Origin of the sequence: Nostoc sp. DedSLP04, assembly GCF_034530775.1 — a bacterium.
GTDB lineage: Bacteria > Cyanobacteriota > Cyanobacteriia > Cyanobacteriales > Nostocaceae > Nostoc.
This window is the reverse complement of the sequence record NZ_JAVRCL010000022.1, coordinates 1-25,383: the sequence shown is the minus strand read 5'-3', so window position 1 is coordinate 25,383 and position 25,383 is coordinate 1. Positions and strand designations below refer to the sequence as shown.

The 25,383-nt window shown below is 40.8% G+C and carries 24 protein-coding genes; 10 read left to right on the top strand and 14 right to left on the bottom strand.

The annotated features are described in order from the left end of the window. The first annotated feature begins 252 nt into the window (after positions 1-252). Complete coding sequence (locus RMX89_RS14605) at positions 253-885, top strand: DUF1003 domain-containing protein (RefSeq protein WP_322689433.1); 633 nt, start codon at positions 253-255, stop codon at positions 883-885. A 305-nt stretch (positions 886-1,190) separates the two neighbouring features. Here RMX89_RS14605 and crtH read toward each other — a convergent pair whose 3' ends face one another. Continuing rightward, positions 1,191-2,681 carry a carotenoid isomerase gene (gene crtH, locus RMX89_RS14600; RefSeq protein ID WP_322689432.1) on the bottom strand — a complete coding sequence of 497 codons (1,491 nt, stop codon included), beginning with the start codon at positions 2,679-2,681 and terminating at the stop codon, positions 1,191-1,193. A 414-nt stretch (positions 2,682-3,095) separates the two neighbouring features. On the opposite strand from crtH, the gene upp reads away from it, so the two are divergent. The 3 genes from upp to RMX89_RS14585 all read left to right on the top strand — a co-directional run bounded on the left by upp (position 3,096) and on the right by RMX89_RS14585 (position 4,574). Then, positions 3,096-3,746, top strand: coding sequence for a uracil phosphoribosyltransferase (upp, locus tag RMX89_RS14595; RefSeq protein WP_322685461.1), 651 nt, complete (start codon positions 3,096-3,098; stop codon positions 3,744-3,746). A gap of 75 nt (positions 3,747-3,821) precedes the next feature. Beyond that, on the top strand, positions 3,822-4,175 hold the full coding sequence (locus RMX89_RS14590) for a hypothetical protein (RefSeq protein WP_322671846.1): 354 nt from the start codon (positions 3,822-3,824) through the stop codon (positions 4,173-4,175). Positions 4,176-4,304: 129 nt separating this feature from the next. Beyond that, a complete protein-coding gene (locus RMX89_RS14585; RefSeq protein ID WP_322671822.1) occupies positions 4,305-4,574 on the top strand; it encodes a YggT family protein in 270 nt (89 codons plus the stop codon). 134 nt (positions 4,575-4,708) lie between these two features. On the opposite strand, the gene RMX89_RS14580 is transcribed toward RMX89_RS14585, so the two are convergent. Further along, positions 4,709-5,140, bottom strand: a complete 432-nt coding sequence (locus RMX89_RS14580) for a biotin carboxylase (protein WP_322671823.1) — start codon at positions 5,138-5,140, stop codon at positions 4,709-4,711. 140 nt (positions 5,141-5,280) lie between these two features. Here RMX89_RS14580 and RMX89_RS14575 point away from each other — a divergent pair, with 140 nt between their 5' ends. Next, positions 5,281-5,916, top strand: a complete 636-nt coding sequence (locus tag RMX89_RS14575; RefSeq protein ID WP_322689431.1) for a hypothetical protein — start codon at positions 5,281-5,283, stop codon at positions 5,914-5,916. A 45-nt stretch (positions 5,917-5,961) separates the two neighbouring features. Here the strand turns inward: RMX89_RS14575 and RMX89_RS14570 are convergent, their stop codons facing one another. From RMX89_RS14570 to RMX89_RS14550, 5 genes are all read right to left on the bottom strand, one after another. Next, positions 5,962-7,164 carry an alpha/beta hydrolase gene (locus RMX89_RS14570; protein WP_322689430.1) on the bottom strand — a complete coding sequence of 401 codons (1,203 nt, stop codon included), beginning with the start codon at positions 7,162-7,164 and terminating at the stop codon, positions 5,962-5,964. 48 nt (positions 7,165-7,212) lie between these two features. Then, positions 7,213-8,157 (bottom strand): hypothetical protein, encoded by a 945-nt coding sequence (locus RMX89_RS14565; protein ID WP_322689429.1) that lies wholly within the window; start codon positions 8,155-8,157, stop codon positions 7,213-7,215. A 360-nt stretch (positions 8,158-8,517) separates the two neighbouring features. Further along, positions 8,518-9,165, bottom strand: coding sequence for a Uma2 family endonuclease (locus RMX89_RS14560; RefSeq protein WP_322689469.1), 648 nt, complete (start codon positions 9,163-9,165; stop codon positions 8,518-8,520). Between the two features lie 310 nt (positions 9,166-9,475). Then, positions 9,476-10,993: a pitrilysin family protein gene (locus tag RMX89_RS14555; RefSeq protein ID WP_322689428.1), complete on the bottom strand. Its 1,518-nt coding sequence runs from the start codon at positions 10,991-10,993 to the stop codon at positions 9,476-9,478. A gap of 35 nt (positions 10,994-11,028) precedes the next feature. Next, complete coding sequence (locus tag RMX89_RS14550) at positions 11,029-12,693, bottom strand: pitrilysin family protein (RefSeq protein ID WP_322689427.1); 1,665 nt, start codon at positions 12,691-12,693, stop codon at positions 11,029-11,031. Between the two features lie 150 nt (positions 12,694-12,843). Between RMX89_RS14550 and RMX89_RS14545 the strand changes: the two genes are divergently transcribed. Then, a complete protein-coding gene (locus tag RMX89_RS14545; protein ID WP_322685468.1) occupies positions 12,844-13,458 on the top strand; it encodes a TetR/AcrR family transcriptional regulator in 615 nt (204 codons plus the stop codon). A gap of 83 nt (positions 13,459-13,541) precedes the next feature. Here the strand turns inward: RMX89_RS14545 and RMX89_RS14540 are convergent, their stop codons facing one another. Next, positions 13,542-13,982, bottom strand: coding sequence for a DUF4332 domain-containing protein (locus tag RMX89_RS14540; RefSeq protein WP_322689426.1), 441 nt, complete (start codon positions 13,980-13,982; stop codon positions 13,542-13,544). A 225-nt stretch (positions 13,983-14,207) separates the two neighbouring features. Between RMX89_RS14540 and RMX89_RS14535 the strand changes: the two genes are divergently transcribed. After that, the gene (locus RMX89_RS14535; protein ID WP_322689425.1) at positions 14,208-14,672 is read left to right on the top strand and encodes a DUF29 domain-containing protein; all 465 of its coding nucleotides are present in this window, start codon (positions 14,208-14,210) and stop codon (positions 14,670-14,672) included. A 2-nt stretch (positions 14,673-14,674) separates the two neighbouring features. On the opposite strand, the gene RMX89_RS14530 is transcribed toward RMX89_RS14535, so the two are convergent. Beyond that, positions 14,675-15,481: a PhzF family phenazine biosynthesis protein gene (locus RMX89_RS14530; RefSeq protein WP_322689424.1), complete on the bottom strand. Its 807-nt coding sequence runs from the start codon at positions 15,479-15,481 to the stop codon at positions 14,675-14,677. A 173-nt stretch (positions 15,482-15,654) separates the two neighbouring features. Between RMX89_RS14530 and RMX89_RS14525 the strand changes: the two genes are divergently transcribed. Together RMX89_RS14525 and RMX89_RS14520 are read left to right on the top strand one after the other, a co-directional pair. Beyond that, on the top strand, positions 15,655-15,921 hold the full coding sequence (locus RMX89_RS14525; RefSeq protein ID WP_322689423.1) for a hypothetical protein: 267 nt from the start codon (positions 15,655-15,657) through the stop codon (positions 15,919-15,921). A gap of 47 nt (positions 15,922-15,968) precedes the next feature. Beyond that, entirely contained in the window at positions 15,969-17,351 is a 1,383-nt protein-coding gene (locus tag RMX89_RS14520; RefSeq protein ID WP_322689422.1) for an aminopeptidase P family protein, read from the top strand. A gap of 235 nt (positions 17,352-17,586) precedes the next feature. On the opposite strand, the gene RMX89_RS14515 is transcribed toward RMX89_RS14520, so the two are convergent. The 4 genes from RMX89_RS14515 to RMX89_RS14500 form a co-directional block, all read right to left on the bottom strand. Further along, a complete protein-coding gene (locus tag RMX89_RS14515) occupies positions 17,587-17,964 on the bottom strand; it encodes a hypothetical protein (protein ID WP_322689421.1) in 378 nt (125 codons plus the stop codon). An 18-nt stretch (positions 17,965-17,982) separates the two neighbouring features. Then, on the bottom strand, positions 17,983-18,447 hold the full coding sequence (locus RMX89_RS14510) for a CYTH domain-containing protein (protein ID WP_322689420.1): 465 nt from the start codon (positions 18,445-18,447) through the stop codon (positions 17,983-17,985). Between the two features lie 323 nt (positions 18,448-18,770). Continuing rightward, entirely contained in the window at positions 18,771-19,457 is a 687-nt protein-coding gene (locus RMX89_RS14505; RefSeq protein ID WP_322671836.1) for a DUF6875 domain-containing protein, read from the bottom strand. A 1,374-nt stretch (positions 19,458-20,831) separates the two neighbouring features. Beyond that, entirely contained in the window at positions 20,832-22,499 is a 1,668-nt protein-coding gene (locus RMX89_RS14500; protein WP_322689419.1) for an alpha/beta hydrolase, read from the bottom strand. 500 nt (positions 22,500-22,999) lie between these two features. Here RMX89_RS14500 and RMX89_RS14495 point away from each other — a divergent pair, with 500 nt between their 5' ends. Then, a complete protein-coding gene (locus RMX89_RS14495; RefSeq protein WP_322689418.1) occupies positions 23,000-23,452 on the top strand; it encodes a hypothetical protein in 453 nt (150 codons plus the stop codon). A 144-nt stretch (positions 23,453-23,596) separates the two neighbouring features. Here RMX89_RS14495 and RMX89_RS14490 read toward each other — a convergent pair whose 3' ends face one another. Further along, positions 23,597-24,646 (bottom strand): M28 family peptidase, encoded by a 1,050-nt coding sequence (locus RMX89_RS14490; protein ID WP_322689417.1) that lies wholly within the window; start codon positions 24,644-24,646, stop codon positions 23,597-23,599. Between the last annotated feature and the right edge of the window lie 737 nt (positions 24,647-25,383).

Here is a 25,383-nt window from a genome sequence, read left to right as displayed (position 1 = left end):
CAAAATGACATATCTAAAAAATATATAATCAACTATAGTTTTAACAAATCACTATATCTCAAATACAATATTGAAACAAGAAAATTGATGCTATGATTCTGTTTCAATATATCTGCTTGATCCAACAGCAATAGCAATTTCCCAAAATCTGTCTATAGGTACTTTTATCTATTTTTCTACCTAAAAGTATACATATATAGCTGAAACTTGAGTTATTGATTTAGAGAAATCAGTACTGCAAGTAAACTGTCCATGTTTTCCCAAGATAAACCAAATCCAAAAGATTCACCGCAAGTATCAGCTTCAGCACCTTGCCAAACCATTTTGCCCACTGCCCCATTGCCGGAAGCGATTAGTCAAAATATCGAGACTATTATTGACCTGCACAGACGTTATGAGAAAGACGTACCTCAACATCAACGGTTTGTAGAAACGGTAACAGCCTTTTTTGGTCGTCCGGTATTCCTGTATAGCATCCTGTTAGGAATTATTCTGTGGGTAACACCCAATGTTTTACCACGACGTTTAGGCATATCAAGATTCGATCCCCCGCCATTTTCTTGGCTACAATTTTCACTGACCGCAGGTTCCCTGTTAGTAACAACAGGGGTATTGATAAAACAAGAGCGTCAGGAAAAATTAGCAGAGCAACGGGCGCAACTTAGCCTTCAGCTTAATCTGCTCTCTGAGCAGAAAATCGCAAAACTTATCGCTTTAGTTGAAGAATTACGCCAAGATATTCCCAATGTCAAAAATCGCTCCGATCCGCAGGCCCAAATAATGAAGGAAGCTGTTGATCCCCAAGCGATTCTAGATGCATTAGAAGAGACTTTAGCATCAGAGTTAGCTAATTTTCGGAACCAAAAAATACCAGACCAAGAGTAACAACACTTACTATTGTGTTAGCAAAAGTACTAAAATTAGTAACTTTTTGATTGTATTTGCTACCCATCTCAATACGGTTTAGATAAGCTGGGAAGGTCGTTTGGAGGCACTTAAAGTGAAGAGATTAAATTTAAATACTCTTGCTTCCCCAACACTTTCTTCTACCTTCGCTCAAAGAACTCGTTTTAACAGATAACTTTCTTAACCAAAACGTATTGAGAGTTACTCAGAGTGTTGGGGTAGCTACCAGTTTCACTAGTAACGCTATCCGCTTACTAGGTTTTTTGCGGAGGCTGTATCTGTAGTTAAAATCCTAAATCTACAGCAATACGGTGGGCGCAAGCAAATCCAGAAAAAGCAACTGCATTCAAACCTTGACCTGGAAAAGTGCTATCTCCTACACAATAAAGTCCTGATATAGCTGTGCGATTAAAGGGCATATTTAATAACCCCCACAATTTACGTCGGGGAATTGGCCCATAAGTGCCATCCTCACGACCCAAAAAGCGGCGATGTGTGCGTGGCGTTCCCACTTCTAAATAATCCAATCCGGCATCTAAACCCGGAAAAAGCTTCTCTAGGCGGTCAATAATTCGCCAAGCTGCCTTTTCTTTTTTTGCTTCGTACTCACTTGGAGAAAGTTCTTGCCAATCATCAATCCAGTGAGGCGTAAAGGCATGAATGATGTGATATCCATTTGGTGCTAAATCTGGGTCAAGCAATGTCGGAATCGAAACAAACACTGTGCCTTCTGCTGCTGTCATCTTTTCCCAGTCTTCCAGCAAAATATGGTGACACTCTGTCTCCGTAGGTAAAACTGACTCCTTTACCCCGATGTGCAAACTCAAAAAGCTTGGAGATTTTTGGTAGTTTTGTTGCCATTTTTTCTCATTATCTGGCATTGCTTCTACTGGTAATAATTGTGTAAATGTATCCCAGCGCGTAGCATTAGAAACTATGCGTTTACCCCGATATACTTTACCATTAGCCAGTTGCACACCTACTGCTTTTCGCTGTTCTGTAAGAATTTTGGTGACTCTAGCTTGGTACTGAATTTGACCTCCAGCCTTTTCTAGACCTTCCACCAGTTTTAGAGCAATTTGTCCGACTCCGCCTTTGGGATAGTTAACTCCGCCATAATGCCTGTCAGAAAAGACCATTCCAGCATTAATCATTGGTGTCATATCTGATGGAACCACCGACCAGCAATAACATTCCATGTCGATAAACTTCAATAATTGCGGGTCTTTGATGTAACGCCGCGCCACATCCCCGGCATTTTGCGGCAGATACTTGGCTAAACCGAGACACGCCAAAGGATGCTGGAAAAATACCCGCAGTAAATACCGAGGTTCTTCCAGTGACAGCAAATCCATACTGTTGAGACACTTGAATACTTTTTGGCATTCGTCATAAAAGCGACGAATCCCTTGTTCTTCATGGGGAAAATGAGCAGTAAGATTTTGCAAAAATTTTTCATAAACCCGGTCAACCTTCAAGTCTAAACCTTGGGGTAAATGATAGTGAATCTGTACCGGATCTGCGATCGCTTCTTGGCTAACATTTACAGTTGATAATGCACGGGTGAGTAAGTTAGTAGTACCGTTCTGTCCCAGCCCAAAAATCATTGATGCGCCAACATCGAATCGATAGCCTTGGCGTTCAAAATAACCAGCGCTACCACCTGGAATCAAATAACGTTCCAGTACCAGTACTTTCGCTCCCTTCGCCGCTAACTGGGTCGCTGTTACTAATCCGCCAATCCCAGACCCAATCACGATCGCGTCATTTATCATTTGTCATTTGTCCTCTGTCCTTTGTCCTTTGTCATTTGTACTGAGCGTATCGCTAAAGCGAAAGCTTTGCTAAGGCGTAGCGTCTCGTAGAAAAGTATTTGTCCTTTGTCTAGAGTCAATCAATATTTAATTTAACTAATGACCAATGACCAATGACCAATGACAAATGACCAATGACAAATAAAAAAAAGAGGGACGAGCCTGCTACTGCTGACTAATCCCGTCTGCCGATCCTTAAAAGAGAGGAGAACACTGTATAAGAATATAACCTTGATTGAGAATTAATGTCAACTACTAATGAAAGACTTTATCAATAAAAATTGAGATTGTTAATTTTAAGCTGTCAGCCGGATGCAGGAAAGAGTATTATGGTGTTTCAGTTCTTATACAATCAAAAGGCGCCTATTTCTGGCTATGACGCTACAATTGCGCGTTTATGTTCCACCCCATCCCCTGATCAAACACTGGCTGGCAGTTGCCCGTGATGCAGGCACGCCTTCAGTATTGTTCCGCAGTGCCATGACTGAGTTGGGAAGATGGCTGACTTATGAAGCTGCACGAGACTGGTTGCCGACCCAAGAAACAACAGTACAGAGTCCCTTAGATACCTGTGCAGCAACGGTAATCGATCCGCAAGTGCCTATGGCAGTAGTGCCGATTCTGCGAGCTGGGCTAGGATTACTAGAGGGGGCGCAGACTTTATTGCCTTTAGCATCGATTTACCACCTTGGTTTGGCGCGAGATGAAGAGACACTGCAACCTCATTGTTATTTGAACAAGTTACCAGAAAAATTTGACCCCCAAACACGAGTGTTAGTTACCGATCCAATGTTGGCAACCGGAGGATCGATTATGGCAGCAATGGCAGAATTGACACAACGGGGTGCTGACCCTGCCCTGACGCGGATTGTTTGTGTAGTAGCAGCTCCACCAGCTTTGCAAAAATTGAGTGAAGCTTATCCAGGTTTAATAATTTACACGGCTACTATTGACGAAAAACTGGACAGTAAGGGATATATTGTACCGGGATTAGGAGATGCAGGCGATCGCATCTTTGGGACTTAAGCTAGTATGCAGCTAGGGCAGGAAAATAGCATAACTACTGTAAAAGTTGCAAGGTTTGTTGAAGGCGGTAAAGATATGAGTCAGCGAGATGGTTTTGGCAGTGGTTTTGTAGCAGGGGCCTTTGTTGGTGGCGTATTTGGCGGTGTTATCGGGGCACTGATTGCTTCTCGCCGCGAACCAGAATTGCTAATAGAAGAGGAGACAGAACTGACAGATAGTCAAGCCGAAGCGAAAAAAATAGCAGCAAAGCGGCGTCAGATGAAAGCCTCAGAAAGTGAGAGTGCTGGTATAGAGACGGCCAGGCGATCGCTAGAAGATAAAATTGCCCAGCTAAATGCCACAATTGATGAAGTGCGAAAGCAACTAGGAAATGTTAATGGCGGTTCACCCCAAGCAACCAATGAGCGCTCCCTCACTAAAGACTCCTGAAGTTTGTTCAGGCGTGGTGAAAGTGTCAAGTGTGGTAAACGTGAAATCCGCAAACACTTTTGACTTTGGACTAAATTAAAATTAAAACATAAGACCGCGTTTGACACCTAGTAGGAAACAAAGCTATCCATGAGTTTACTGATTACGACACTAATTACCTTTGTCACCTTTTATAGCTATTTGCTAATTATCCGGGTTTTGCTAACCTGGTTCCCGACAATCAACTGGTATAACCAGCCATTTGCCGCTTTAGCCCAGATAACCGATCCTTATCTGAATCTATTCCGCTCAATTATTCCCCCATTGGGCGGTATGGATTTTTCGCCGATCTTAGCTTTCTTAGCACTCAATCTAGTTAGTAGTCTTCTGAGTGCCATTCCAGCTAGCCTGCCCTTATAGAAGGATTTTGATTACTACCTTGGTAAAGAATTGTGTAGAGACGTTAAGTATACAAGCGTCTCTACGATTTTTTACAGGGTTTCTAATTACCTAGCCGTACTAAGAATTACGAATTACGAATTACGAATTACGAATTACTTACGCACTTGACCGCTAAACCCCGCAGCCTTAAACTGTTTTAGCTTCAACGGAGTAGGTTGATTTGCAGCTACAGAAATTCTCAATTCAAAATCGCTAATACCTGGTGGTACCTCGGTAATAGAGCCTAAGCGAGTGCGGTTTTGCATCACCGAGTCATTATTAGCATCATAGATGCGTCCAAAAATATCTGCGTCGTAGACTGTTTTATTAGTGCCATTTTCGGCTTTGCCAACGACAAGAAAACAATTGGCAGCAGCGCTACCACTACTGATAACAGCCCCTTGTGCTAGTTCTGGTGGACAATCTTTATAAGAGACATCAAATAGTTTAATCTGTGTCAGGGCTACAGCTGGGGGAATAATCACCCACGATAGAAAAGTAATGAGACATGAAATAAAAACCACCGTGAGTGAACGCAACCGCATAAAAGACCCCGTGAGTTAATTTAGCAAACAATATTTAACTTACAACCTCAGCTTACCTGAATTTAACTACAGGGTGATTGGAGACTTGAATTTAACATTTGTAATAATTAGGGGAATAACCCCTCAATTGCTATGAACTTATGACTCCAGATGAGATTGAAGTAGCTATGTTCGCAGCCTTTAATGATTGTGATGCAGCAAGCTGTCCTCTCACTGACACGCAGAAACAGATATTACTGCAAGTGGTTGAGCAAATTCAGGGAAATTCTACGTCTGGGATGTCAAATATTGCTAATCCTCTAGACGAACTTACCCCAGAAGAGTTAGAAGCATTTTTAAAATTTGTTAAGGAGGAAGAACAACGCAACCGCACTTGGAAAGTGCAATTACTCAACGACTGGTTGCTGGAAAAGGATTCTGGAACGGTACAATTTATTCGCCAACGCTATGGTTTACAGTGGCTGAATCGGGTTGAGTCATATCATTTTGACAAGTATTCTTATTTTGAGGATGCATTAAAGTTAAGAGTAGGCGATCGCATTGAAGTTTCCAATGCACTATGGGAATGGGTGCAAGAAGATGGCCCTTGTAAGCGGGAATGGTTCCCCTGTATGGTAATTAAGGTTGAGGAAATTAGCGATGTCTACGACGGGCGTAGATGCAGCGATGATTCCTCTACTAATTGTGTCGTCCGCTTTTTAAACGGCGCTGAGTATGAAATTCAAGGAATGTATCAATGGAATCGCTATAACTGGCGCTGGCCTCAAAAGGAGTAAGGAGTGCTGAGTTTTTAATACTTGTGAATAAGTCTGCGAATCAAATCATTGCTTTAACAACGCCCAAGCCAAAAATCTCTCAGTATAATACAACGCTAATTGATTGCTCACACCGTTGAAAACAGCATCAAAAGCGTGTTCTGCCCAAGGAATTTCGAGAAAAACCGCAGTATTGCCAGAGTCATGTAAACGTTCATACATCTGTCTGCCAAATCGCGCTTGCACCAAATGGTCGCGACTGCCGTAAATTAATAAAGTTGGCGGTAAAGGGTGCGTTAGGTAATTTATCGGTGAAGCAATTTCATACCGATTAGGCAATTCTTCTAAAGAACCACCAAGAAATGCTTTTAAAACAGCGCGAGAATTTATAGGATCGGGATTTGGTGGTGTTTTATATCCTTCAGTTAAGTTAACAGGCCCGTAATAGTTCACCACAGCATGAATGGGTGGTGCATCGGGTTGATAAGCCGCTAGCATTGCTAAATGTGCCCCAGCAGAACGTCCTAAAAGTACCATACGTTCTGAATCGGCTTCATATTCAGCTGCATGTTTGCGAATAAAATTTAGGGCTGTACGCACATCATCTAACTGAGATGGAAACTGATATTTAGGTGCGTGTCGATAGTCGATCGCAAATACTGTATATCCATGATTAGCAATATATTGATTAAACTCGGTATTGGCATGAGTATTGCCATATTGCCAAGCTCCACCATAAATTACTACCACTGCTGGATATTTTCCTACCTCTGGGGGTTGGTAAACTTCCATTTTTAAAGGCACTCCCCCAGGAGAAGCAAAGAGAATATCTTTTTGATGACGCGTTTTACCTAATGGAATACCCCGAAAGAAATTAATTAAGTTAAAAGGATGGGTTTGCATATTAGCCCTTACTTGGACTGGAATTTGCTCTAGATAATTTGCTCCCAACCCTTGTTTCATCGCTTTAGCCATCTGCATTTGAGTTAGTGGGATATTCACTAGCACCCATCCACAAATTAGCAATCCGATTAAACTGAAAATGCAAACTAAACGTTGGAGTTGACGGCGACGGATATAGAATAAAGACAGCAATAAAAAGAGCAAATTTAATAAAAATAACCAAGGACTGACTTCTGGCGCTCCTACTGCTAGTGTGAGTAAAAACATATTTGGAGCAGGAAGAATAATCCAAGCGCTAAGAAATAGGCTTGCAAAACTGAGTAATAATGCAAGCGATGATAAAAATATTTTTGGTTTAACAAACATAAATAAAAATGCGGTAGTAATGACTTCAAAGAAACCAATCTCACGCTTTTATCTAGCACTATCTTTATGTTTTAGTTCCAGAAAATCTTTAGTTACTTTAACTATAAAATCTCCATTTATATAATTTGAAGTATAATTGGGCGTTAATAGTAGATTATCACCCAATTCTAGTATTAAAATAACCCGAAAAAAGTATTCGCCTATACTAGTATCAATCCGTTCAAGCTTAATACCAGTAATTTCGTTCAAAGAATATTGAAAAACTGTTTTTCCTAACGTTCCAAACCACCTGTAACGACTAAGCTTTACAGTATTTGTTTCCTTGTCAAAATTACAAGTGATAAATAAACCTAGTGACGCTACTAGCAACGCTAATATTCCACAGAATACAGTAATCATGACAGAAATGTAACCCGTAAAAGTCTCATCAAGTATAACTGCTAAATTATTCTCTATAGGGTTTTTCAAAAAATTATTAATTCTTGATACTATTAATTGCAATTTTTCAAGGTTAAATTTTGGATATCCTGCGCGTGAAAAAGGAAAACTATCTCTATCATTTAATAGTAAAATGTTATATTTATAATACTTAGCCTGACCATCAGTATCAATCTGGGTTTCCAATTTAGCCTCTAGTAACTCAGAAACTAGCGTTTGACTCTGTTCTCGACCTAACCAATTATTTTTTGTTAACTTACACATCACTGTTAGAGTATTTTGTCCCGCACTCAAATCAATATTTGAAGTAGATATATTGTTTGGATAACGATTGCAGACAAGTTGTGTAATAGGTGTAAATACAATAGACGCAAATAAAAATAAAACAAACAATTGACTAAAAAATATTCCCAAACCTAAAAATACTTTTGGTCGAATAATAAAAATAAGTTTAGTTGATGTTTGCTCTGAGACTTTTAGAGGATTAGCTAGAGTCAAATAACATCCAGCACCTAAGTTAATTGCCAACAGGATGGCAAATAATAAAACAGTCATTTTATTTGTAGCTCCATAACCGCTTTAGCAGATAAAAATATTACGCGTTTACTAATTAGATAATAAACCAAAAAAGAAGAACCTCAACTACTCTTCTATATCTAGCGCTATTGAATATGCCAGTATTAATCTACTCTCTACCCCTCACACTCCTTCATTTGATCTAGTTATAGTTCACCGTTCGCATAATCGAGAATGAGTTTGATGAAATAAGGGTCTTGCAAGACGCAATAAATCGCATCTCTACATCTGGGTTTTTGGCTTATAACGTATTTAATTCTACTTAAATTAGAGACTTGGCTTGTGTACTTCACTAACTTGAAACCCGGTGTATGTTGTGAATTCTGGTGACAGCATAAGTTATTGCTGTTGTATCTGTTTTTGTACCCAAAGACGAAAAGCTTTGAGCGTTGCATTTCTGCCTGCTGTTGTACTTTGCTCTAGATATTGGGGAATTGCTTCAATTACTGAGAATAGAGGAAAATTTAGGCTTTGTTGAGATTCTATATAGTGTCCGTCTTGCAGAACATTAATTTGGAGCTTACCTCGATCAAAACGCCAAAGCTCAGGTACTTTTAGCGCTTCATAAATATTAGGATGAGTGCGAGAAGTAATATCAATTTCTAGAGCTAAATCTGGAGGAGGATCTACTGCTAAATCTAGCCGCTTTTTGCCGCGAATTTTAGATTCATTTTTTATATAGAAACACTGGTCGGGTTCTATACCTTGAGCCATTGCTTGGTTTTTGAAAGTGGTAGAACCAAGGCATCTAAACTCAATGTCTAATTCTTCCAAAAGAGCTTTGACTAAATCGCTAATAATTTCTTTGTCATATTCATGTTCTGGCAGTGGTGCCATAATCTCCAGCATTCCCCTATCATAAACAATTCGTGCAGCACGGTGTTCCCCTAAATCTTCTAGAATTGTTTCCAATTCCTGCCAGGTTACATCTCGCAGTAGCACTCTTTGTCCTGGTGGAACATGGATGCGCTTTAATTCCAACAACATCATCTCCACTCCCGATAGTTAAAACCTAAATTTAGCTTACTCTAGTTGACCTGATAGGGGCGACAATTTTACTGCTTCATAGAAGTGTATGCTGGAGCGATCGCTTCTACGATCAATAGAGAAAAACCTCTGGAGTTCCCAGAGGTTTTGGTTCCTGATTTAGTTTCTACTTGTTACTCCAATTTGTCCTTAGTCGTTTCCTGATAATGGAGATAATTATTTTAAAAACAAGATCCCCGATTTCTTAGACAGTCGGGGATCTGAGCCTTGCGATTTTATTTGGATACTGAGTATCTACCCATCTACGCTATTAATTCTTCGCCTGTGGCTGCGAACCAGGAATCGTTACATCTATTGGTGTCACCTGTTTTGCTAACTGTGTCAATGGCGGTTGAATAGCGGTTTCATTCCCCACTACTAGAGTTACAATCTTTTCTGGTTTGAGATATTCTCGTGCTACCCGTTGGACATCGGCTGCTGTGGTGGCGGCGACGGCTTTTTGATAGCGAAAGAGAAAATCAGCAGGATAACCGTAATATTCGTATCGCATCAAGCGTGATAAGGTTTGGCTAGGGTCTTGAAAGTTGAATACAAAGGAGTTGAGTGTAGACTCTTTGGCATAAGCCAGTTCTTTTGCCGTTACTCTTTGAGTTTGGGTGCGCTTGATTTGGGCTTGTAAGGCTTTGACAAACTGGACAGTAGCATCCGATCGCGTTTCTCCACCAGCGATAAATATGCCAGGATAATCGAAACGGGGACTCCACTGGCCGTAGACAGAGTAAGCTAAACCTTGACGCGATCGCAATTCATTAAATAAGCGTCCACCAAATCCATTTAACACTCCATTCAATACATCCAGCGCTGCATAATCGGGATTGTCGAAACGTCCGCCCAAATGCCCGATAAGCACACTACTTTGCGTCAGTTGGGGCTGATTGACAAAAAAGACTCCACCTGTATTAGCTGGTGAAACCTTTGGTAATGTGGGTTTAGCAATACCTGGGTTACGCTGCCAATCGCCAAACTTAGCTTGAATGAGCGATCGCATTTTCTTACTCTCAAAATCGCCCACAATTCCCAAAATCATATTATTGGGGTGGAAATATTGCTGATAAAACTTGAGCAAATCCTCACGCTCAACTTTATCCACCGTTGCATACTCTATGGTGCGAGCATAAGGGCTATCTTTGCCATAGATTAATTTTTTAAATTCCCGATTAGCAATCCCATCTGGATTGTCATTTCGACGGGCAATGCCACCTTTGGCTTGAGTTTTCGCCAAGTCTAGCTTTTCTTGAGCAAATACAGGCGATCGCAGCACTTCAGCAAATAGCCCAAACACTGTCTCTAAATCTTCACTCAATGCGTCAAAGCTAGCACTTCCAGAAGTTTCACCAATACCAACTTCCACAGATGCTGCCCGTTGTTCTAATATCTCGTTGAGTTCATCAGGCGAATGGTTCTTAGTTCCTCCAGTTCGCATTACCGCGCCTGTAAAACCAGCCAACCCGACTTTCTCCATTGGTTCCAAGCGATTTCCTGTCCGTACAAACGCTGTACCATTCACCAACGGTAACTCACGATCTTCCATCAAATAGACAACCAAGCCGTTTTGCAGCACAAACCGCTCATACTTGGGTAACTTAATCTCAGGTAGCGGTGGTAGCTGCAATTCTGTGTAATGTTTTGCCTCAGCCGTCGCCGCCAGAGAAAAATTACAAGTTAAAAGTAAGCACGCAAAAACACCAACCAAAGCATAAATCAACCCTTTGCTATTTTGAATTTTCAACGCTATCTGCCTTTTAGCTTTCACCTTGTACTTCTGCATATCTATTTTCCTGTGCGCCCTTTGCGGTTTGTTGTTCATGCTGCTTTCGACAACAGCTTCCCAATCGTGCGATTTTTCGGCGTAAAAGTTTCCTTTGCCACCCGTTGAATATCAGCCGTCGTCACTGCTGAAATGTCATCCAACTGCTTAAACAAATTCCGCCAAGAGCCAGTTTTCACTTCATATTCCAACAATTGTTGAGCCATGCCCATATTGGAATCGAGAGTACGTAACAAACCCGCCCGTGCTTGGGTTTTCACTCGTTGCAAATCAGTTGCCGCCACAGGCTCAGTTTTTAATTTGTCAATTTCTTGACGCAAAGCCACCGCCAACTCATCAACTGTATGACCAGGAGCTGTGAGAGCATAGAAAAAGATCAAGTTTGGGTATTTATCTCCAGGAAATCCACTGTAACCTTGAGCATTTAGCGCCAAACGTTGCTTTTCTACCAAAGACTTATATAGCCGCGATGTGCGCCCATCACTTAATAAACTGCCAATGATTTCATAGACGGCATTATCTGGATGAGTAATTGCCGGACGATGATAACCTTCTAAATACCAGGGTTGAGAAGGTAGCTGTAAAGTAACTTCCCGTGTTTGTTGTTGTGGCGGTTCTACTGGGATTTGTTCAACAGCTTTGGTTTTGGCTTGAAAGCGGCCAAAATAAGTTTGCGCCAGTTTTTTCACCTGAGTGGGATTGACATCTCCGACAATAGCGATCGCTAAATTACTCGGTACGTAGTGAGTATCAAAAAACTTTTGGACATCTTCTGGTGTCAGATTGCGGATATCTTCGTCATAACCAATCACCGGACGCCTGTAGGGATGGGCTTTATAAGCAGTATCGATAAACTTTTCCACCATCAGTCCAATAGGTGAATTCTCTATCCGCATCCGTCGTTCTTCTAAAATTACATCTTTCTCTTTATAAAACTCACGACGAATTACCGGATCGAGAAATCGTTCTGACTCCAACGACATCCAAAGTTCTAGCTTATTGGCAGGAAAGCTATAAAAATAACGAGTCGCTTCGGTTGAAGTATTGGCATTTAAACCCACGCCACCCGCTTGTTCGACAATTTGCCCTAATTCATTTTGCTTGACTAGCTTGCCTGCTTGCGATTCCACTTGCTCAAACTCAGTTTGTAACCTAATAACCTCAGCTTTTCTGCCATTGGCTTTCGCTGTTTTAATTTGAGCATTCAACTGCTCTAAGGTATCTAGTAGCGGTTTTTCTTTTTTGTAGTCTTGTGTACCAATGCGCGTTGTGCCTTTAAATGCCAAATGTTCTAGAAAGTGAGCTACACCAGTTTTACCATCTGGCTCATCCACACCACCCACATTCGCATAAGTGAGAAAAGAAACCACGGGCGCTTGATGTCGTTCCAAGATAATAAATTTCAAACCATTGTCGAGGCGAAACTCCGTTAATTGCTTAATAACTCGATCGAGATAAGGTTGGATTGAAGTTTCAACTGGCTGGGTTTGAGTTTTAGTTTCTTGAGGAGGTGCTGTCTGAGTTTGAGCAAGAGCAATTTCTGGCAGCAATCCCCACGAAAAGATAATTAAAGTCAAGAAAATGATAAACAACCGCCGCAATATGACAGATACTCGATCTGACCAATCCAAAATCGTTCGACTGAGCGAAGTCGAAGTCCCCAATTTAAAATCTAAAATTGACCGACTGCTCTGGTTCATAAGCGAGAAGTAAGATAAAGTTACATTACCTAAATAACAGGATACTTAGCAAAAGAGCGTTAATCTTGTATTAAGCTTTCAGTGGCTCTTTCACTTGATGTTAGACAATAATGCTACAAGTCTTGTTACGGATATCTAACCATAACTGTTATGCGAGTTTTTAATTCTTCCCCGCCCTCAGAGGCTCAGACGCGCACCCGGATTTTACAGGCAGCGCAACGGTTGTTTGCCTCTCAGGGATTTGACGGCACTACCACCCGCGACTTAGCACAAACGGCAGGTATAGCTGAAGGTACTCTATTTCGTCATTTTCCGAATAAAAAAGCAATTTTGGTAGAAGTAGCCACGAATGGCTGGGTAGAGATTCTTACAGATTTGCTCACAGAATTGAGTGAAATGGGCAGCTATAAAGCCGTCGCTCAAGTGATGCGCCGTCGGATGTGGAATTTTCAAAAAAATGCCGATTTGATGCGCGTTTGTTTTATGGAGGTGCAATTTCACCCCGATTTGCGCGATCGCATTCAATTAGAAGTCATTACTAAAATGACTGATGTCGGCGAAGCATTCTTTCAAACAGCAATGGATAAAGGTATTTATCGTCAAGGGGACGCAAAGTTAGTTGCGAAAGTTTTCTTAGGAATGTTTGCGATCGCAGGTTTTTCCAACAACACCCTCATGGAACCTGATGCCTCTCCCCAACAAATGCAGGAAATGGCCGAAGGACTCGCTGATATTTTTCTTAATGGTGTTTTAGTTAAAGAGTGAAGAGTTATGAGTTATGAGTTATGAGTTATGAGTTATGAGTTATGAGTTATAAGTTTTAACTCCTCACTCCTAACTCCTAACTCCTAACTAATGATTGTTTTCGCTTGCTGACTCCACTGTTGTACTAGCTCAAGTGTTGGACACAAATCTCGTCGCTGCATTGTTGCTACTTGCAAGCGCATGATTTGTTGGTGCAATCTGTGAATGGGAGTTTGAGCTAACTGCACTACAGAACCAATACCTGCATGAAGCAATAAACCACAATATTGTGTCCCGACACTGGGAATACGTGCCAAGTCAGCTAAAGCCATCCATTTATTTACATACTGAAGATGAATCTGTAGTTTATTTGCTAACGCTAGTCTTGACTCTAGAGTTTTCCCTTGTTTGACTAGCGCTACTGTGCTAGTAATCCCACAATTTTGGAGTTGAGATTGTTCTTCATGGCTCAGTCCAGGTAATTGCTCAATTGGCCAATCACGAGATTGGATACTAGTTCTACTATCTTTGTGTTTAGCAGACATTTTTGAAATTAAAATATAGGCTTGTTTAAATATTGTGACAGTTGCTTCTTCGCAAAAGAACGCTTTTGCGGTTTAGTGTTTGTATTGATGTGCAATTTTAAGCCAACCTTCTGCAATGCGATTGTTTGCCCTAACAAACAAAAAAGATGCGATCGTTTTGTTGACGTTAAAATGGGCGTACAGTATCTCCAATTTAGCTAGTATACGGTAGATTGCAAAAAGCTCATGACCCAGATTCCGAAAAGTGCAGCCCAGTTGTATGAAACAGACTTTGCAGCATGGACAGAAAAAACTGTACAACTCATTCGTGCTGGACAATTTAGAGAAGTAGACTGGAATGCTGTGATTGAGGAGATTGAAAGCTTGGGACGGTCAGAACGACGAGAGTTGAAAAGCCGCTTGGAAGTATTATTACAGCATTTGCTCAAGTGGCAATATCAATCTAGTTTGCGGAGTGGCTCTTGGCGAAATACGATTGATGAGCAGCGCTACAAAATTGCAGATTTACTGCAAGAGAGTCCCAGCCTCAAGTCTTATCCCGAAGAAGTTTTAGCCCAGTGCTATCATCGGGGATTGAAAGCTGCTAGTAATGAAACTGAACTACCAATAGATACGTTTCCAGTGGAATGTCCTTATTCCATTGTCCAAGTTTTTGATAGTGAGTTTTTGCCAGATATTATTGATTTTTAATATTAGGTTGATGCGGTAAATAACTCCCCTCGCATCACAGTTACCGCTTGTCCGGCGAGAAAAACGCGATCGCCCCCGTCATAATAAACCTTCACCACGCCACCGCGACTAGATGCTTGATAAGCCAAAAACTCATTTTTGTGCAAGCGATCGCGCCAGAACCAAGCGAGACAGCAATGAGCCGCCCCTGTAACGGGGTCTTCATTAACACCTAATCCTGGCGCAAAGAAGCGAGAGACGAAATCATATTGAGAATCAGATTGTGTGAGGCTGGTGACAATGACATTAGGAATCGGTAAGGTTTTTAGCAGTTGAAAATTAGGCTGTATTTGCCGCACCAATTCTTCAGATTCCAATTCCACTAGATAACCTATTGAATTCTGCAAGACAGATTTGTAGGGTACACCCAAAGCTTGGCCTAGTTCTGGAGGTGCGATCGCAGCTTGTGAGTGATTTACAGGAAAATCTAACTCAATCCACTCACCTTGTAACTTCGCAATTAGCACTCCACTTTTAGTATAAAAATGTGCAACTTCATCAGGTGACAAATGTCCCTCTGACCAAAGTACATGGGCACTAGCTAAAGTTGCGTGGCCACAAAGCGGCACTTCCACCGTAGGCGTAAACCAACGCAGATTAAAGCCATCATCCTGCTTAACTAAAAAAGCTGTTTCAGATAAATTCATTTCCTGCGCCAAGTTTTGCATCCAGCGATCGTTTTGGGAAGTAGGCAAAACACAGACAGCAGCAGGATTACCTGCGAAAGGTTTATTAGTAAAAGCATCAACTTGAGTAATGATTTGTCTCATTAGAGTCGCCTTAAAAATTAGACAGCAATATATTATTTATCAGGAGTGCGTTAGAAATTTATGCTGACCGTTGCGATTACATATCGTGCGCTCTACCCTGTGTTAATCCAAATGAGAACCACTATATACAGTACCTTAGAAATTAGGAATACAATCTCCAAAAACTAGAATCAATGTTAAAGCAAACCGAAAACGTGAGGATAAAAATCTTCAGAAGCATCTTTGCTGCTGTCAACTTAGCGCTAATTTCTGGAGGATTAGTTAGTTGTGTTGTTGAAGCCCCGCAGCCACTTGCACCAATTGAGCAACAAAAACCAGAGTTACAACCTAACCAGAACGACAAAGATGACGACCACAAAGATGACGATCGCAAAAACGATCAAAAAGATGGCGATCGCAAAAATAATAAACAAGATGACGATAAAGACGATAACGACTAAATACAGGCAAAACTATCACCTTTATCCTTTTCTTTGAGTTTACATTTATGCTTATCCCACAAACTTCTACTTCCCTCGCCGATACTTTACGCCACCGACGGCAACAACTAGCCAAGCTGATTGATTTTCCGGCAATTCTGTGGTCGGGTAGCAATAATCCGCGCAATTTTCCGGCAAATTCCTTTCCATTTCGGGCTAACAGTCATTTCCTTTATTTCGCCGGACTGCCATTACCAAAAGCGGCAATTCGTCTAGAAGTGGGAAAACTAGAACTATTCATCGACGATCCGTCACCCAGTAGCGCCCTTTGGCATGGAGAAATGCCAACGCGCGAGGAAATAGCCGAGAAGATTGGGGCAGATGTGGCAAGGCCAATGGCAGAATTAGAGTCTTGGCTAGAAGATGCCGCTACACTTGCCGTCCAAGATGCTGCTACTTGGACGCAGCAATCGCAGCTATTAAATAGATGGGTTTTACCACAAAGTCCTCCCCAAGGAATTGACTTGGAGTTAGCAAAGGCGATCGTTTTACTCCGCCTCACCCACGATGATGGTGCATTAACCGAGTTGAGAAAAGCTGCGGCTGTCACTGTCAAAGCTCACAAAGCCGGGATGGCAGCAACACCCCAAGCCAAATTAGAAGCAGAAGTTCGGGCAGCGATGGAAGGGGTGATTATTGCCCACAATATGACTACCTCTTACAACAGTATTGTCACCGTTCACGGTGAAGTTTTGCATAACGAGCAGTATCACCATAGTTTGCAACCAGGTGATTTACTACTTGCTGATGTTGGTGCTGAGACTGAAACTGGTTGGGCAGGTGATGTAACTCGCACTTGGCCAGTTTCGGGTAAGTTTTCATCTACCCAAAGAGATATTTATAATGTAGTGTTGGCAGCCCATGATGTTTGTATTGCCAAAATCCGGCCTGGTGTAGAGTATGGGGATATTCATCTGCTAGCGGCTACAGCGATCGCTGAAGGTTTGGTGGAGTTAGGCATTTTACAAGGAAATCCCCAAGATTTAGTAGAAATCGATGCCCACGCGCTGTTTTTTCCTCATGGTATCGGTCATCTACTGGGTTTAGATGTGCATGATATGGAAGATTTGGGCGATTTAGCCGGGTATGAAGAAGGACGCCAAAGGAGCGATCGCTTTGGCTTAAGCTATCTCCGTTTAAATCGTCCCCTGCGTCCAGGAATGTTAGTCACAATTGAGCCTGGTTTTTATCAAGTACCAGCAATTTTAAATGATGCCAATGTGCGTTCAAAATATCAGAATGTGGTGAATTGGCAGCGTTTATCTGAATTCGCCGATGTCCGAGGAATTCGCATTGAAGATGATGTTTTAGTTACTACAGAAGGCAGCGAAGTTTTAACAGCTGCATTACCAAACGATGCCGATACTGTAGAAAATCTAATTAATGGCTAAGTTCATACTCACAGGCATCTTTTGTAAATATTTGCAGTGTGATGCTGCGTACTACTATGGTTTTTCTGAACTACTGGATCGATCTTTAATCCAGTTAAGCATTTGATATCATGTCCGCTTGATTACTTACTAAACCCCAAGAACCCCATCCCGCCAAAGCTACGCTTTGTCTCCCCTCCCCGCCTGCGGGGAGGGGCTGGGGGTGGGGTGCAATGACTGTGGGTATCATAACTAATTACCCCGACTTGATATGATTTCGCACACCACGTTCAGATCGTGAATCCAGCAAGATCGCTAACATAGAAGCATCGCGCCGATCGTCAGTGTTAGAGTACTGGGCTGGATCTCGATTTACTTGCACTTCTGCAATCTTTACGGTTTCTGCAATCACCTCAAAACGCACTTTGAAAATGCAAAAACCAGTCCAACTACGATGCAAGTATAGCCAAGGAGCCTCATAGAAAATGAACCACTTATCTTCCATCTGCTTTGGAATGACTCCAGCAGCAATTCGGTCGAATTCTTCCTGTGAGTAAACTGTTTCTAGCGTTATATTTTTGCATACAGAAGGTATCGGTTCTGTTTTCCAACCATTGCGTTTGGCTATTCGCATAGTTTTGATATCATTCTATTACCATTGTGAAAAAGGGTATTTTACTAAATTGCTGTTGAAATATCTAGAGTCATCAGAAACTTCTTGTCCAATCCAGTTTGGTAATTCAATTTGTTGATTTTCATCAGTGAGTTCAACTTCTGCTAATATCAGTCCTTTATTAACACCATCAAACTCATCTATTTCCCAAATAAAACCACCCGACTCTATTTTATATCTAGTTTTTTCTATAAAGGGACGTTGACATAATGTCTCAAGTATTTCTTGAGCATCTTGAACAGGAATAGGATACTCAAACTCTAATCTCGAATATTTTATATTGGGGCCTTTAATGGTCAAATAACTTTTTTCCCCTATTATACGTATGCGTACAGTTGCTTTATCTTGTGTAGCAATATATCCTTGACGATATACACTACCTTCAGCTAATCCTCTCCAGCTATTTCCTCTCACTAAATATTTACGCTCTATTTCTTTTGCCATTTTATTTACCAAATTATTTGCTTTTATATATCACAAATAATAGAGTAATCCGAAATTTTTTCACAAAAATGTGTGCGCAATGATTACAAATCAGAGTCAAGTTGTTGAAGTATTCATATTAACTAATTGATAATTAGCGATCGCTTCTACTGTAGTCCGATAATTTACATCCTGATGACGATTTGATGCTATCTGCATTAAGCAATTGCAACTAGCAGTAAATTCGTGATTTTTATCTCACTTATTTCAAGGCGCAATGAATTTTAAAGACTTTTAATTCTCCATACCTATGCTCAATAACTAACCTGTAATTAAAACATTTGTTATATGTAAGAACTCACCAAATTTTCTTGTTTAATTTGTTCTTTTGCTAAAGCCAATGCTTGACGAGCATTTTTAAACTTTATTTCATCTGTAAATTTATGCTCAAAATTCTTTAAATAAGCTTCCAAATATCGAATACGTAAGTGTGGATCGGCAGGATTCTGAAGAAAAGGGAGGTCAGCTTCAACCATGAACCGAATAGCCAACAGGGGGATAGGGCTACGAAGTGGACGAAAGTTTGGGTTGTGTAGACCAGGACTTTCATTACGTTTATGAAATTCTCCTATCATTAATCCTGACTCAACAAACAAAGGTTTAAGTTTTTGTTGGACACTATCTACTACATTAGTAGCGTCTTCTATATAGATGTCAGGAAAAATAAGTAAAAAAGCTTTATTAATTGCTAATTCCTGCTCTTGAGGATCTATTTGCAGAAATATATCTCGATAGCGTCCAACAATCTCTTCTAATTTTTCTGGATACAAATCTTTTGTGTGAATAACTGCTAGACGAATACTGTTTGATTTGAGAGAGAAAGGTACAAAAGGGCAAACTGCGCCGGGTCTACCTAAGCCAGGATGAGGCCTTCCTAAAAAGTTTTTCACCCACTCCATAATTTCAATTAAGGTAGAAAGGTCTTCGTGTTGCTGGAGTTGTTCAATTTCACGAGTTGTATAGAGTTGCATAAGCTTGAGTTAAATGGAATAATTGTTTAATTCTGAATCCCAAATTAGTTTATATACAGGTGTATTGTAAAACTAATTATTTAAGTAAATAAAACAAGCTCTTTGTTGTTGATTTTTGGTTAATCGGTAGCTTGCAGAAGATAACAATGCTCTCTCATTTAGTTCTGTGAACTTCAAGTAAGTTACTTCAAAACATACACAAACATATTTCACATCAAATAACTTGTTTTCATTTGTTTTGAAATTAGTTTGTAATATTTAGCTTCAGAACTAATATTGGAATCTTGAAATATTTGTAAGATATGCTACATTTTGGTAACACACTCTACAATTAATTGACAGATTTTTTCAAAAAGAATTTACGATTTTTATAGGATACGTATGTACCATCATTCGGCATCTACTCCTAGTTGTTTACACTGTTAAACTTCTGTTATTTTTACGAATACATTATAAATTTTATGTGTAAATAGTTATTTTTACTGTAAAAATTTAGTGTAGTTTTAACAGCAACTTTAGGGCTATTATCAAGGCAGTATACTTATAGCAAGTAAAAAGTTTACACAGAATTGGTATAAGTCAATTTTATAAGTTTTATAATACTTACAGCGAATTCCAAATTAATAAAGTACACTCTCCCAAATAGATTGGGGAGGATGCTTGATAGAGTGAGGTAGTTAATCCACTTAGAGGATGTCTGAGAAGTATTCAATATTTCGCTTGATCCCCCCTAGCCCACGCCAGTCGCTCATGGGGGAAACCCCCAAGACCGCGCTGGCTCCCCTTAAAAAGGGGGGGAACTGGAATCAAAGTCCCCCAATTTATCAGGGGATTTAGGGGGATCTACAAGTCTCGAATACAACACCAAAAAGTTTTCAGACATCCACTTAGATGAAAATACTATATTCTCTATTGGTCGATCTCAACGTCAGGTATTTGTAGCGAATATCAGTATTTTAGGCTTTATTTGGTCTCAAAATAAAAATAGTAGGGATAGTTAGAATAAGCGGCGACTTCTACCGTTCCCCATACCCCTATTCTTAAGTAAGCTACTCACAAAATTAAATATTTTAGGACTTCCGGTACTATACCAATTAACCATAATATGCCTTAAGTCAAATTTATATTTCAGGTGCTGATTGCAACCCCGATTTTGCTGCATATTTACTGTTCTGGGTATTAGAAATGGTTCAAAAACCCAAAATTAGTATAGTCAATATGTATGATACGTAAGTCCTATATAGGACTCATATTTGATTTCTGAAAAAACTCAGTACACTCCTAAATCCCTTTTTTCCAGTTAAGAGTTCCCTCCCTACGCAAATATGTTCATTAATCAAATCGGATTCCTATATTTGTTTAATTGAAAGTCCATTATTTATCAACAAATTCTTTCACCACTGCCATAGCATCAGGAGGAATCTGGGTAATTAGACGGAAGGGAAATGCCGCAGTTGAAGCAAACTGAGCATAGTCTGGTGTCAGGAAGATAGCATAGTTTTTAGCTTCTGGAGTCATCTGAAAAGCAAAGGCCAAAGTTATAGCTTTAACATACTTGCGAACATCTGCTGCTTGTTCGCCGACAACTTCACCGCCACTAATCGGTGTATTTGGTTGTCCAACCTGATCTAATGTAGTGCTGGGGTCTTTTACACTGAGATGAGTAGCCCCAATAATACCAACTAGCGATTTTGGGGATGGGATCTTGTCAAATCCCACAATCTGTTCAGTTAAAGCTGGGGTGGTTTTATCGGCGGAACCTGCTAACACTATGGTAGGAACTTGTATCTTAGTTAACCCAGTTTCGCCAAAAATTAGAGAAGTTGTCGGATTGAAAGCGATCGCTTGTTTGATTCTGGGATCTCGTAGTTGATAGCTATTTTCTGGTAGTTCTTGAGCGATGCACTGGATATTTTCTCCCAAACTTAAGATAGTTAGGTTCTTTTTACAGCGTTGTTTGAGATGTTCTAGTTGCAACTCGGCTCCAGCAAGTGCTAAAGCTGTACCACCACCAAGAGAATAGCCAACAACCATCGCGTTTGTAGTTGCAAGTTTCCCTTGTAGGGGATAATTAGCTGTTTGGTTGAGTTTTGCTAATTCGTCGAGGACAAAACTAATATCTTGAGGGCGATTTAAAAACTCTTGAGGCTTCATGACTCTGGTTTTGCCTTGTAATGCTAAATCAATATTTGCCGCATTACTACCGGGATGTTCTAAAGCTGCTACTACATAACCGTGGGATGCTAAATGTTCTGCTAAGTAACGCAAGTCCGTGCGGACAGATGCAAAACCGTGAGAAAAGACGATTACGGGTTTGTCGGGCGTTGCAGCAGTTGACCAGTAAATATCAACTGGAATTTTGCGATCGCGCTTTTGATCGTTCAGACTTAAATTGAGTACTTTTACTTGGGCGCTTCCTGGTTGGCTGGGATCGAAAGGGAAAGCAATCTGCGGTGTTCTCGGATGTGCTGTTATAGGGTCGAGTTGGGGAGCGATCGCTAACATAAATTGCTGGGTACGCCAAAAAGCTGTATTTAAGTTTTTTGTAACAACCCAAGCCTTTGGTAAATCAATTTCTAAGCGTTTACTGGGATAAGCAGCAATAAAACTCAGTATAGAAAGACCTTGCGGTGCAGTAGAACCTAATACCAAGCCCGATCTGAGTGCTTGTACCCCAGCTTTGTCCTTTCGGGCTAAGGCTGTAGCAAAGTCACTGAGAATACTTGTACCAATCTGGGTATTAATTAACTTATCAAGTGTGACAACATTCATCGGTATATTCATACCCAGCGCCCCCAAGAAGAAGCGGCGTTGTTCTTCAGATAAAGACTGTAAACTCCCAGGCAATTTTCCTGTTTTTACAGCCTTTTGCAACTCAGTAACAGAGATGGATTCTGTAAATAAACCCAAACGCACAACAACTGTGTCAGCTGCAATAGCCGAAGTATTTGCCCCCAGCTGTGTAAGTGCGATGCCTACGGCGGGCAAAGCCAACGCGCTAAATAAACCCGCAACTGTCTTAAGACTTCTCCAATTTCCCATAAATTTTTATACCAACTGTTACTTACGGGAATATAACGGATATTTGTGTATTTGACTACCCCAATAATTGATTAGAAATAAAAGTAAATTTTTTCTTAACTTGATGGCTACGTCTATGCTCTAATCTCCTCAAAGCATCTGCCAATGCAAACAGAGCCATATTACAAGGATAACAAAAGTAACAAATTGTAGAATTCATCACAGCCAAAAATTTGAGCATAAATCAGTGTTAACAGCCACAAAAGCTTGATTGTTTCTCAGCTAGGTTTAAGACTGTAACGGAGCTACTAGAACAGGGAAAGCGATGCCTGCGGCGGTAAACTACGCATCTACAATCTGCATCTTTTTTCACAGAAAAATTTAACCGACTGCTTAATGTTTTGTCTTTGCTGTTTCAAACGTTTTGCAGAGGTGTTGCAGGTGAATAGTCTGATTGCTGTAGCTGCACAATCGTTACTGATCAAATTCCCCCAGCCGCGTCAACAATTTTTCTTGGCTTTATGCGTCGCAGACTACCCTATATTTTAATTTTTCTGCTCTCTTTGAGTATTATTACACTGTGGTGGCCTGTGAATGATTCTGATTGCAATTTTGAGGCTTTTATCGCATCAAAAACTACAAAATTTCAAGTACATGCTACTAAGGTTAGTGTTCAGCCGTGGCGTGGTCGTCATCATGTATATGGCATCTTTATGATTCCTGATGAATACAAACAATCTCCATTTTTTGTATTAACAGTCCAAGGTGCTGGCAGTTATTGTTCAAAACAATTTGGTTATAAACAAAACTTTGATGATATCTTTGCTGAACCAGGAACTTATCTGGTAAAGAAGCCTATTAGAACTCGAAAAACTCTGCGGCTCATTCTTCAAGGTTTATATTCTCAGGTCAATAATAAAAATAATTGGACATTGACTTTCCCGGAACCAAAAGCTAGTCAAAATAATTCGTAATTCGTAATTCGTAATTCGTAGTTACAATTAGTGTGGGCTTTAACCTACCACTGTCTTGTTGACCACTAAATCTGCATATTTAGTGGGGGTCTGTACCCTCTTTAATTACGAATTAGTAATTATTTGGTCAAGATAATTCATAAGTTAGCTTGGTGGTTGAGTTTCCAAAATCTGGTTTTTCTCTAATAAAGCACTAGTCGCATTAACTACAATTTGTGCTGCTCCGGTGAAGAACGATCGCTCGATAGTCGCTGGCACATCGCTAGGTTTATGATAGTGCGGAGTGCGTAAATTTGCGGTATCTGTCACCAGCACAGCACCCACACCTTGGTACCAAAACGGTGCATGATCGCTGCGTAAGGTGTCTGGTGTCAGTAAACCTTTAAAAGGAATTGGTAGTGTTAGAACTGCTGGCATTGATTCCTGTTTATTCAGGGCGGTTGAGGGGGTATTTTGTGAGTTTTGAAAGGCATTCAGTAAAGACAAATGTTCTGTATCACCGACTACTGCCAAAAAATCGCCCTTGTCGCTAGGTGGCGTCACAGGCAATCCGGTAGGGTATTTCTGACATCCAGAAGTGTAACAAGCGTAACCTACCATATCCATAACGATCGCTCCGCCTAAATTTTGCAAGCGTGCTGTCTTACTCACAAAAGCCTGACTACCCAAAAGTCCTGCTTCCTCTTGGTCAAAAAAAGCTATCTGTAACGTTCGTGGCGTAGAACGAGAACCGAGCAACCGAGCGACTTCCAGCACTACAGCAACACCACTGGCATTATCATCAGCACCAGGGGAAGAGGCAACAGTATCGTAATGCGCTGCTACGAGAATTGCTTTCGCGGCTTTGTTAGTTCCTGGACGTTCGGCAAAAATATTCACACCGTCAGAGAACTTTTCTAATTTAGGTTTCCAGCCGAATTTTTTCAGTTCCGTTGTAATATAAGTGCGAGTAAGCGATCGCTCTTTTGTAGTGTAGCGCTGAAAATTCAACTTTTGGATATGGTTTAACAGCTTCTCAGTAGACACTTGGGGAGTAATATCAACTTCCCTTGATGGCTGTGAATCGAGTGTTTCCACCGGAATCCGCTCAACAATTGTCGGTGAGGGACGCTGTTCAAAAAACGTGCTACCTCTGCTACCCAACACGGCAACTGTCATCACCACCAACAGCATCAGCCAAATCCATTTTCTCATCTGATTTATCCTTGGCTTCCTGACTTAGGGTAGCGCAAATCCCCAAGCATCACTTTCCAGGATTGCTTCGGTTAAGGTTTTTTGATGAAAATTCTAGCGAGCGATCGCAAAGACGCGATAAATCTGATTAAGCTAAGAAACATCTAATTTGCATAATTGAATTAAATATAACTCTTGTGGGGTGGGCATCTTGCCATTGGTGTCAACTTAACGTGAAACCGCTTGTCCGCCGGGAATTGAAATTCCCGTCTCATAGCTAAAGTCATCTGAAGATGACTAAATATCGCCAAAAATCTCCAGTCTACTTCAGTAGACTTAAGCCTAAAAGCCAAAGAAATTTATTTCCGGGCGGGCATGGAAGCCAACAGTTAAGCTATTTCCAGCTTAAGTTGACACCAATGGCATTTTGCCCGCCCAGCTTATGCAATTTAAATGTGGAACAGCTTATTAGACCTTTGCAAAAGTCCCTAACACTCCACCCCCAACCCCTCCCCGCTTCCGGGGCTACCGTGTACACACAAGTCGAATTTCTTCTTAAATCCCAAAGATTACCTACTTAATCGCAGTGATGGTTAGGGTGGGGTAAAACTAAAGCTAAAACCTTAGTAAATCAGTTTTCAGGTGAGGTTTTGAGAATTTATGCAATAAATATATTGAATTCGGGTGGTCGTTTATTGAATTTGGGTGGTCGTTTATTGAATTCGGGTGGTCGTTTATTGAATTCGGGTGGTCGTTTA

Excerpts from the sequence above, each read along its gene's own strand:
- RMX89_RS14570 (WP_322689430.1), bottom strand. The coding sequence starts at position 7,164 with ATGTTTGTTAAACCAAAAATATTTTTATCATCGCTTGCATTATTACTC.
- RMX89_RS14520 (WP_322689422.1), top strand. The coding sequence starts at position 15,969 with ATGCTTATCCCACAAACTTCTACTTCCCTCGCCGATACTTTACGCCAC.
- RMX89_RS14515 (WP_322689421.1), bottom strand. The coding sequence starts at position 17,964 with ATGCGAATAGCCAAACGCAATGGTTGGAAAACAGAACCGATACCTTCT.
- RMX89_RS14500 (WP_322689419.1), bottom strand. The coding sequence starts at position 22,499 with ATGGGAAATTGGAGAAGTCTTAAGACAGTTGCGGGTTTATTTAGCGCG.
- RMX89_RS14560 (WP_322689469.1), bottom strand. The coding sequence starts at position 9,165 with ATGTTGTTGGAATTAAAGCGCATCCATGTTCCACCAGGACAAAGAGTG.
- RMX89_RS14590 (WP_322671846.1), top strand. The coding sequence starts at position 3,822 with ATGAGTCAGCGAGATGGTTTTGGCAGTGGTTTTGTAGCAGGGGCCTTT.
- crtH (WP_322689432.1), bottom strand. The coding sequence starts at position 2,681 with ATGATAAATGACGCGATCGTGATTGGGTCTGGGATTGGCGGATTAGTA.
- RMX89_RS14540 (WP_322689426.1), bottom strand. The coding sequence starts at position 13,982 with ATGTCTGCTAAACACAAAGATAGTAGAACTAGTATCCAATCTCGTGAT.
- RMX89_RS14550 (WP_322689427.1), bottom strand. The coding sequence starts at position 12,693 with ATGAACCAGAGCAGTCGGTCAATTTTAGATTTTAAATTGGGGACTTCG.
- RMX89_RS14510 (WP_322689420.1), bottom strand. The coding sequence starts at position 18,447 with ATGGCAAAAGAAATAGAGCGTAAATATTTAGTGAGAGGAAATAGCTGG.
- RMX89_RS14585 (WP_322671822.1), top strand. The coding sequence starts at position 4,305 with ATGAGTTTACTGATTACGACACTAATTACCTTTGTCACCTTTTATAGC.
- RMX89_RS14545 (WP_322685468.1), top strand. The coding sequence starts at position 12,844 with ATGCGAGTTTTTAATTCTTCCCCGCCCTCAGAGGCTCAGACGCGCACC.
- upp (WP_322685461.1), top strand. The coding sequence starts at position 3,096 with ATGACGCTACAATTGCGCGTTTATGTTCCACCCCATCCCCTGATCAAA.
- RMX89_RS14525 (WP_322689423.1), top strand. The coding sequence starts at position 15,655 with ATGTTAAAGCAAACCGAAAACGTGAGGATAAAAATCTTCAGAAGCATC.
- RMX89_RS14535 (WP_322689425.1), top strand. The coding sequence starts at position 14,208 with ATGACCCAGATTCCGAAAAGTGCAGCCCAGTTGTATGAAACAGACTTT.
- RMX89_RS14505 (WP_322671836.1), bottom strand. The coding sequence starts at position 19,457 with ATGCAACTCTATACAACTCGTGAAATTGAACAACTCCAGCAACACGAA.
- RMX89_RS14605 (WP_322689433.1), top strand. The coding sequence starts at position 253 with ATGTTTTCCCAAGATAAACCAAATCCAAAAGATTCACCGCAAGTATCA.
- RMX89_RS14555 (WP_322689428.1), bottom strand. The coding sequence starts at position 10,993 with ATGCAGAAGTACAAGGTGAAAGCTAAAAGGCAGATAGCGTTGAAAATT.
- RMX89_RS14575 (WP_322689431.1), top strand. The coding sequence starts at position 5,281 with ATGACTCCAGATGAGATTGAAGTAGCTATGTTCGCAGCCTTTAATGAT.
- RMX89_RS14495 (WP_322689418.1), top strand. The coding sequence starts at position 23,000 with ATGCGTCGCAGACTACCCTATATTTTAATTTTTCTGCTCTCTTTGAGT.
- RMX89_RS14580 (WP_322671823.1), bottom strand. The coding sequence starts at position 5,140 with ATGCGGTTGCGTTCACTCACGGTGGTTTTTATTTCATGTCTCATTACT.
- RMX89_RS14490 (WP_322689417.1), bottom strand. The coding sequence starts at position 24,646 with ATGAGAAAATGGATTTGGCTGATGCTGTTGGTGGTGATGACAGTTGCC.
- RMX89_RS14565 (WP_322689429.1), bottom strand. The coding sequence starts at position 8,157 with ATGACTGTTTTATTATTTGCCATCCTGTTGGCAATTAACTTAGGTGCT.
- RMX89_RS14530 (WP_322689424.1), bottom strand. The coding sequence starts at position 15,481 with ATGAGACAAATCATTACTCAAGTTGATGCTTTTACTAATAAACCTTTC.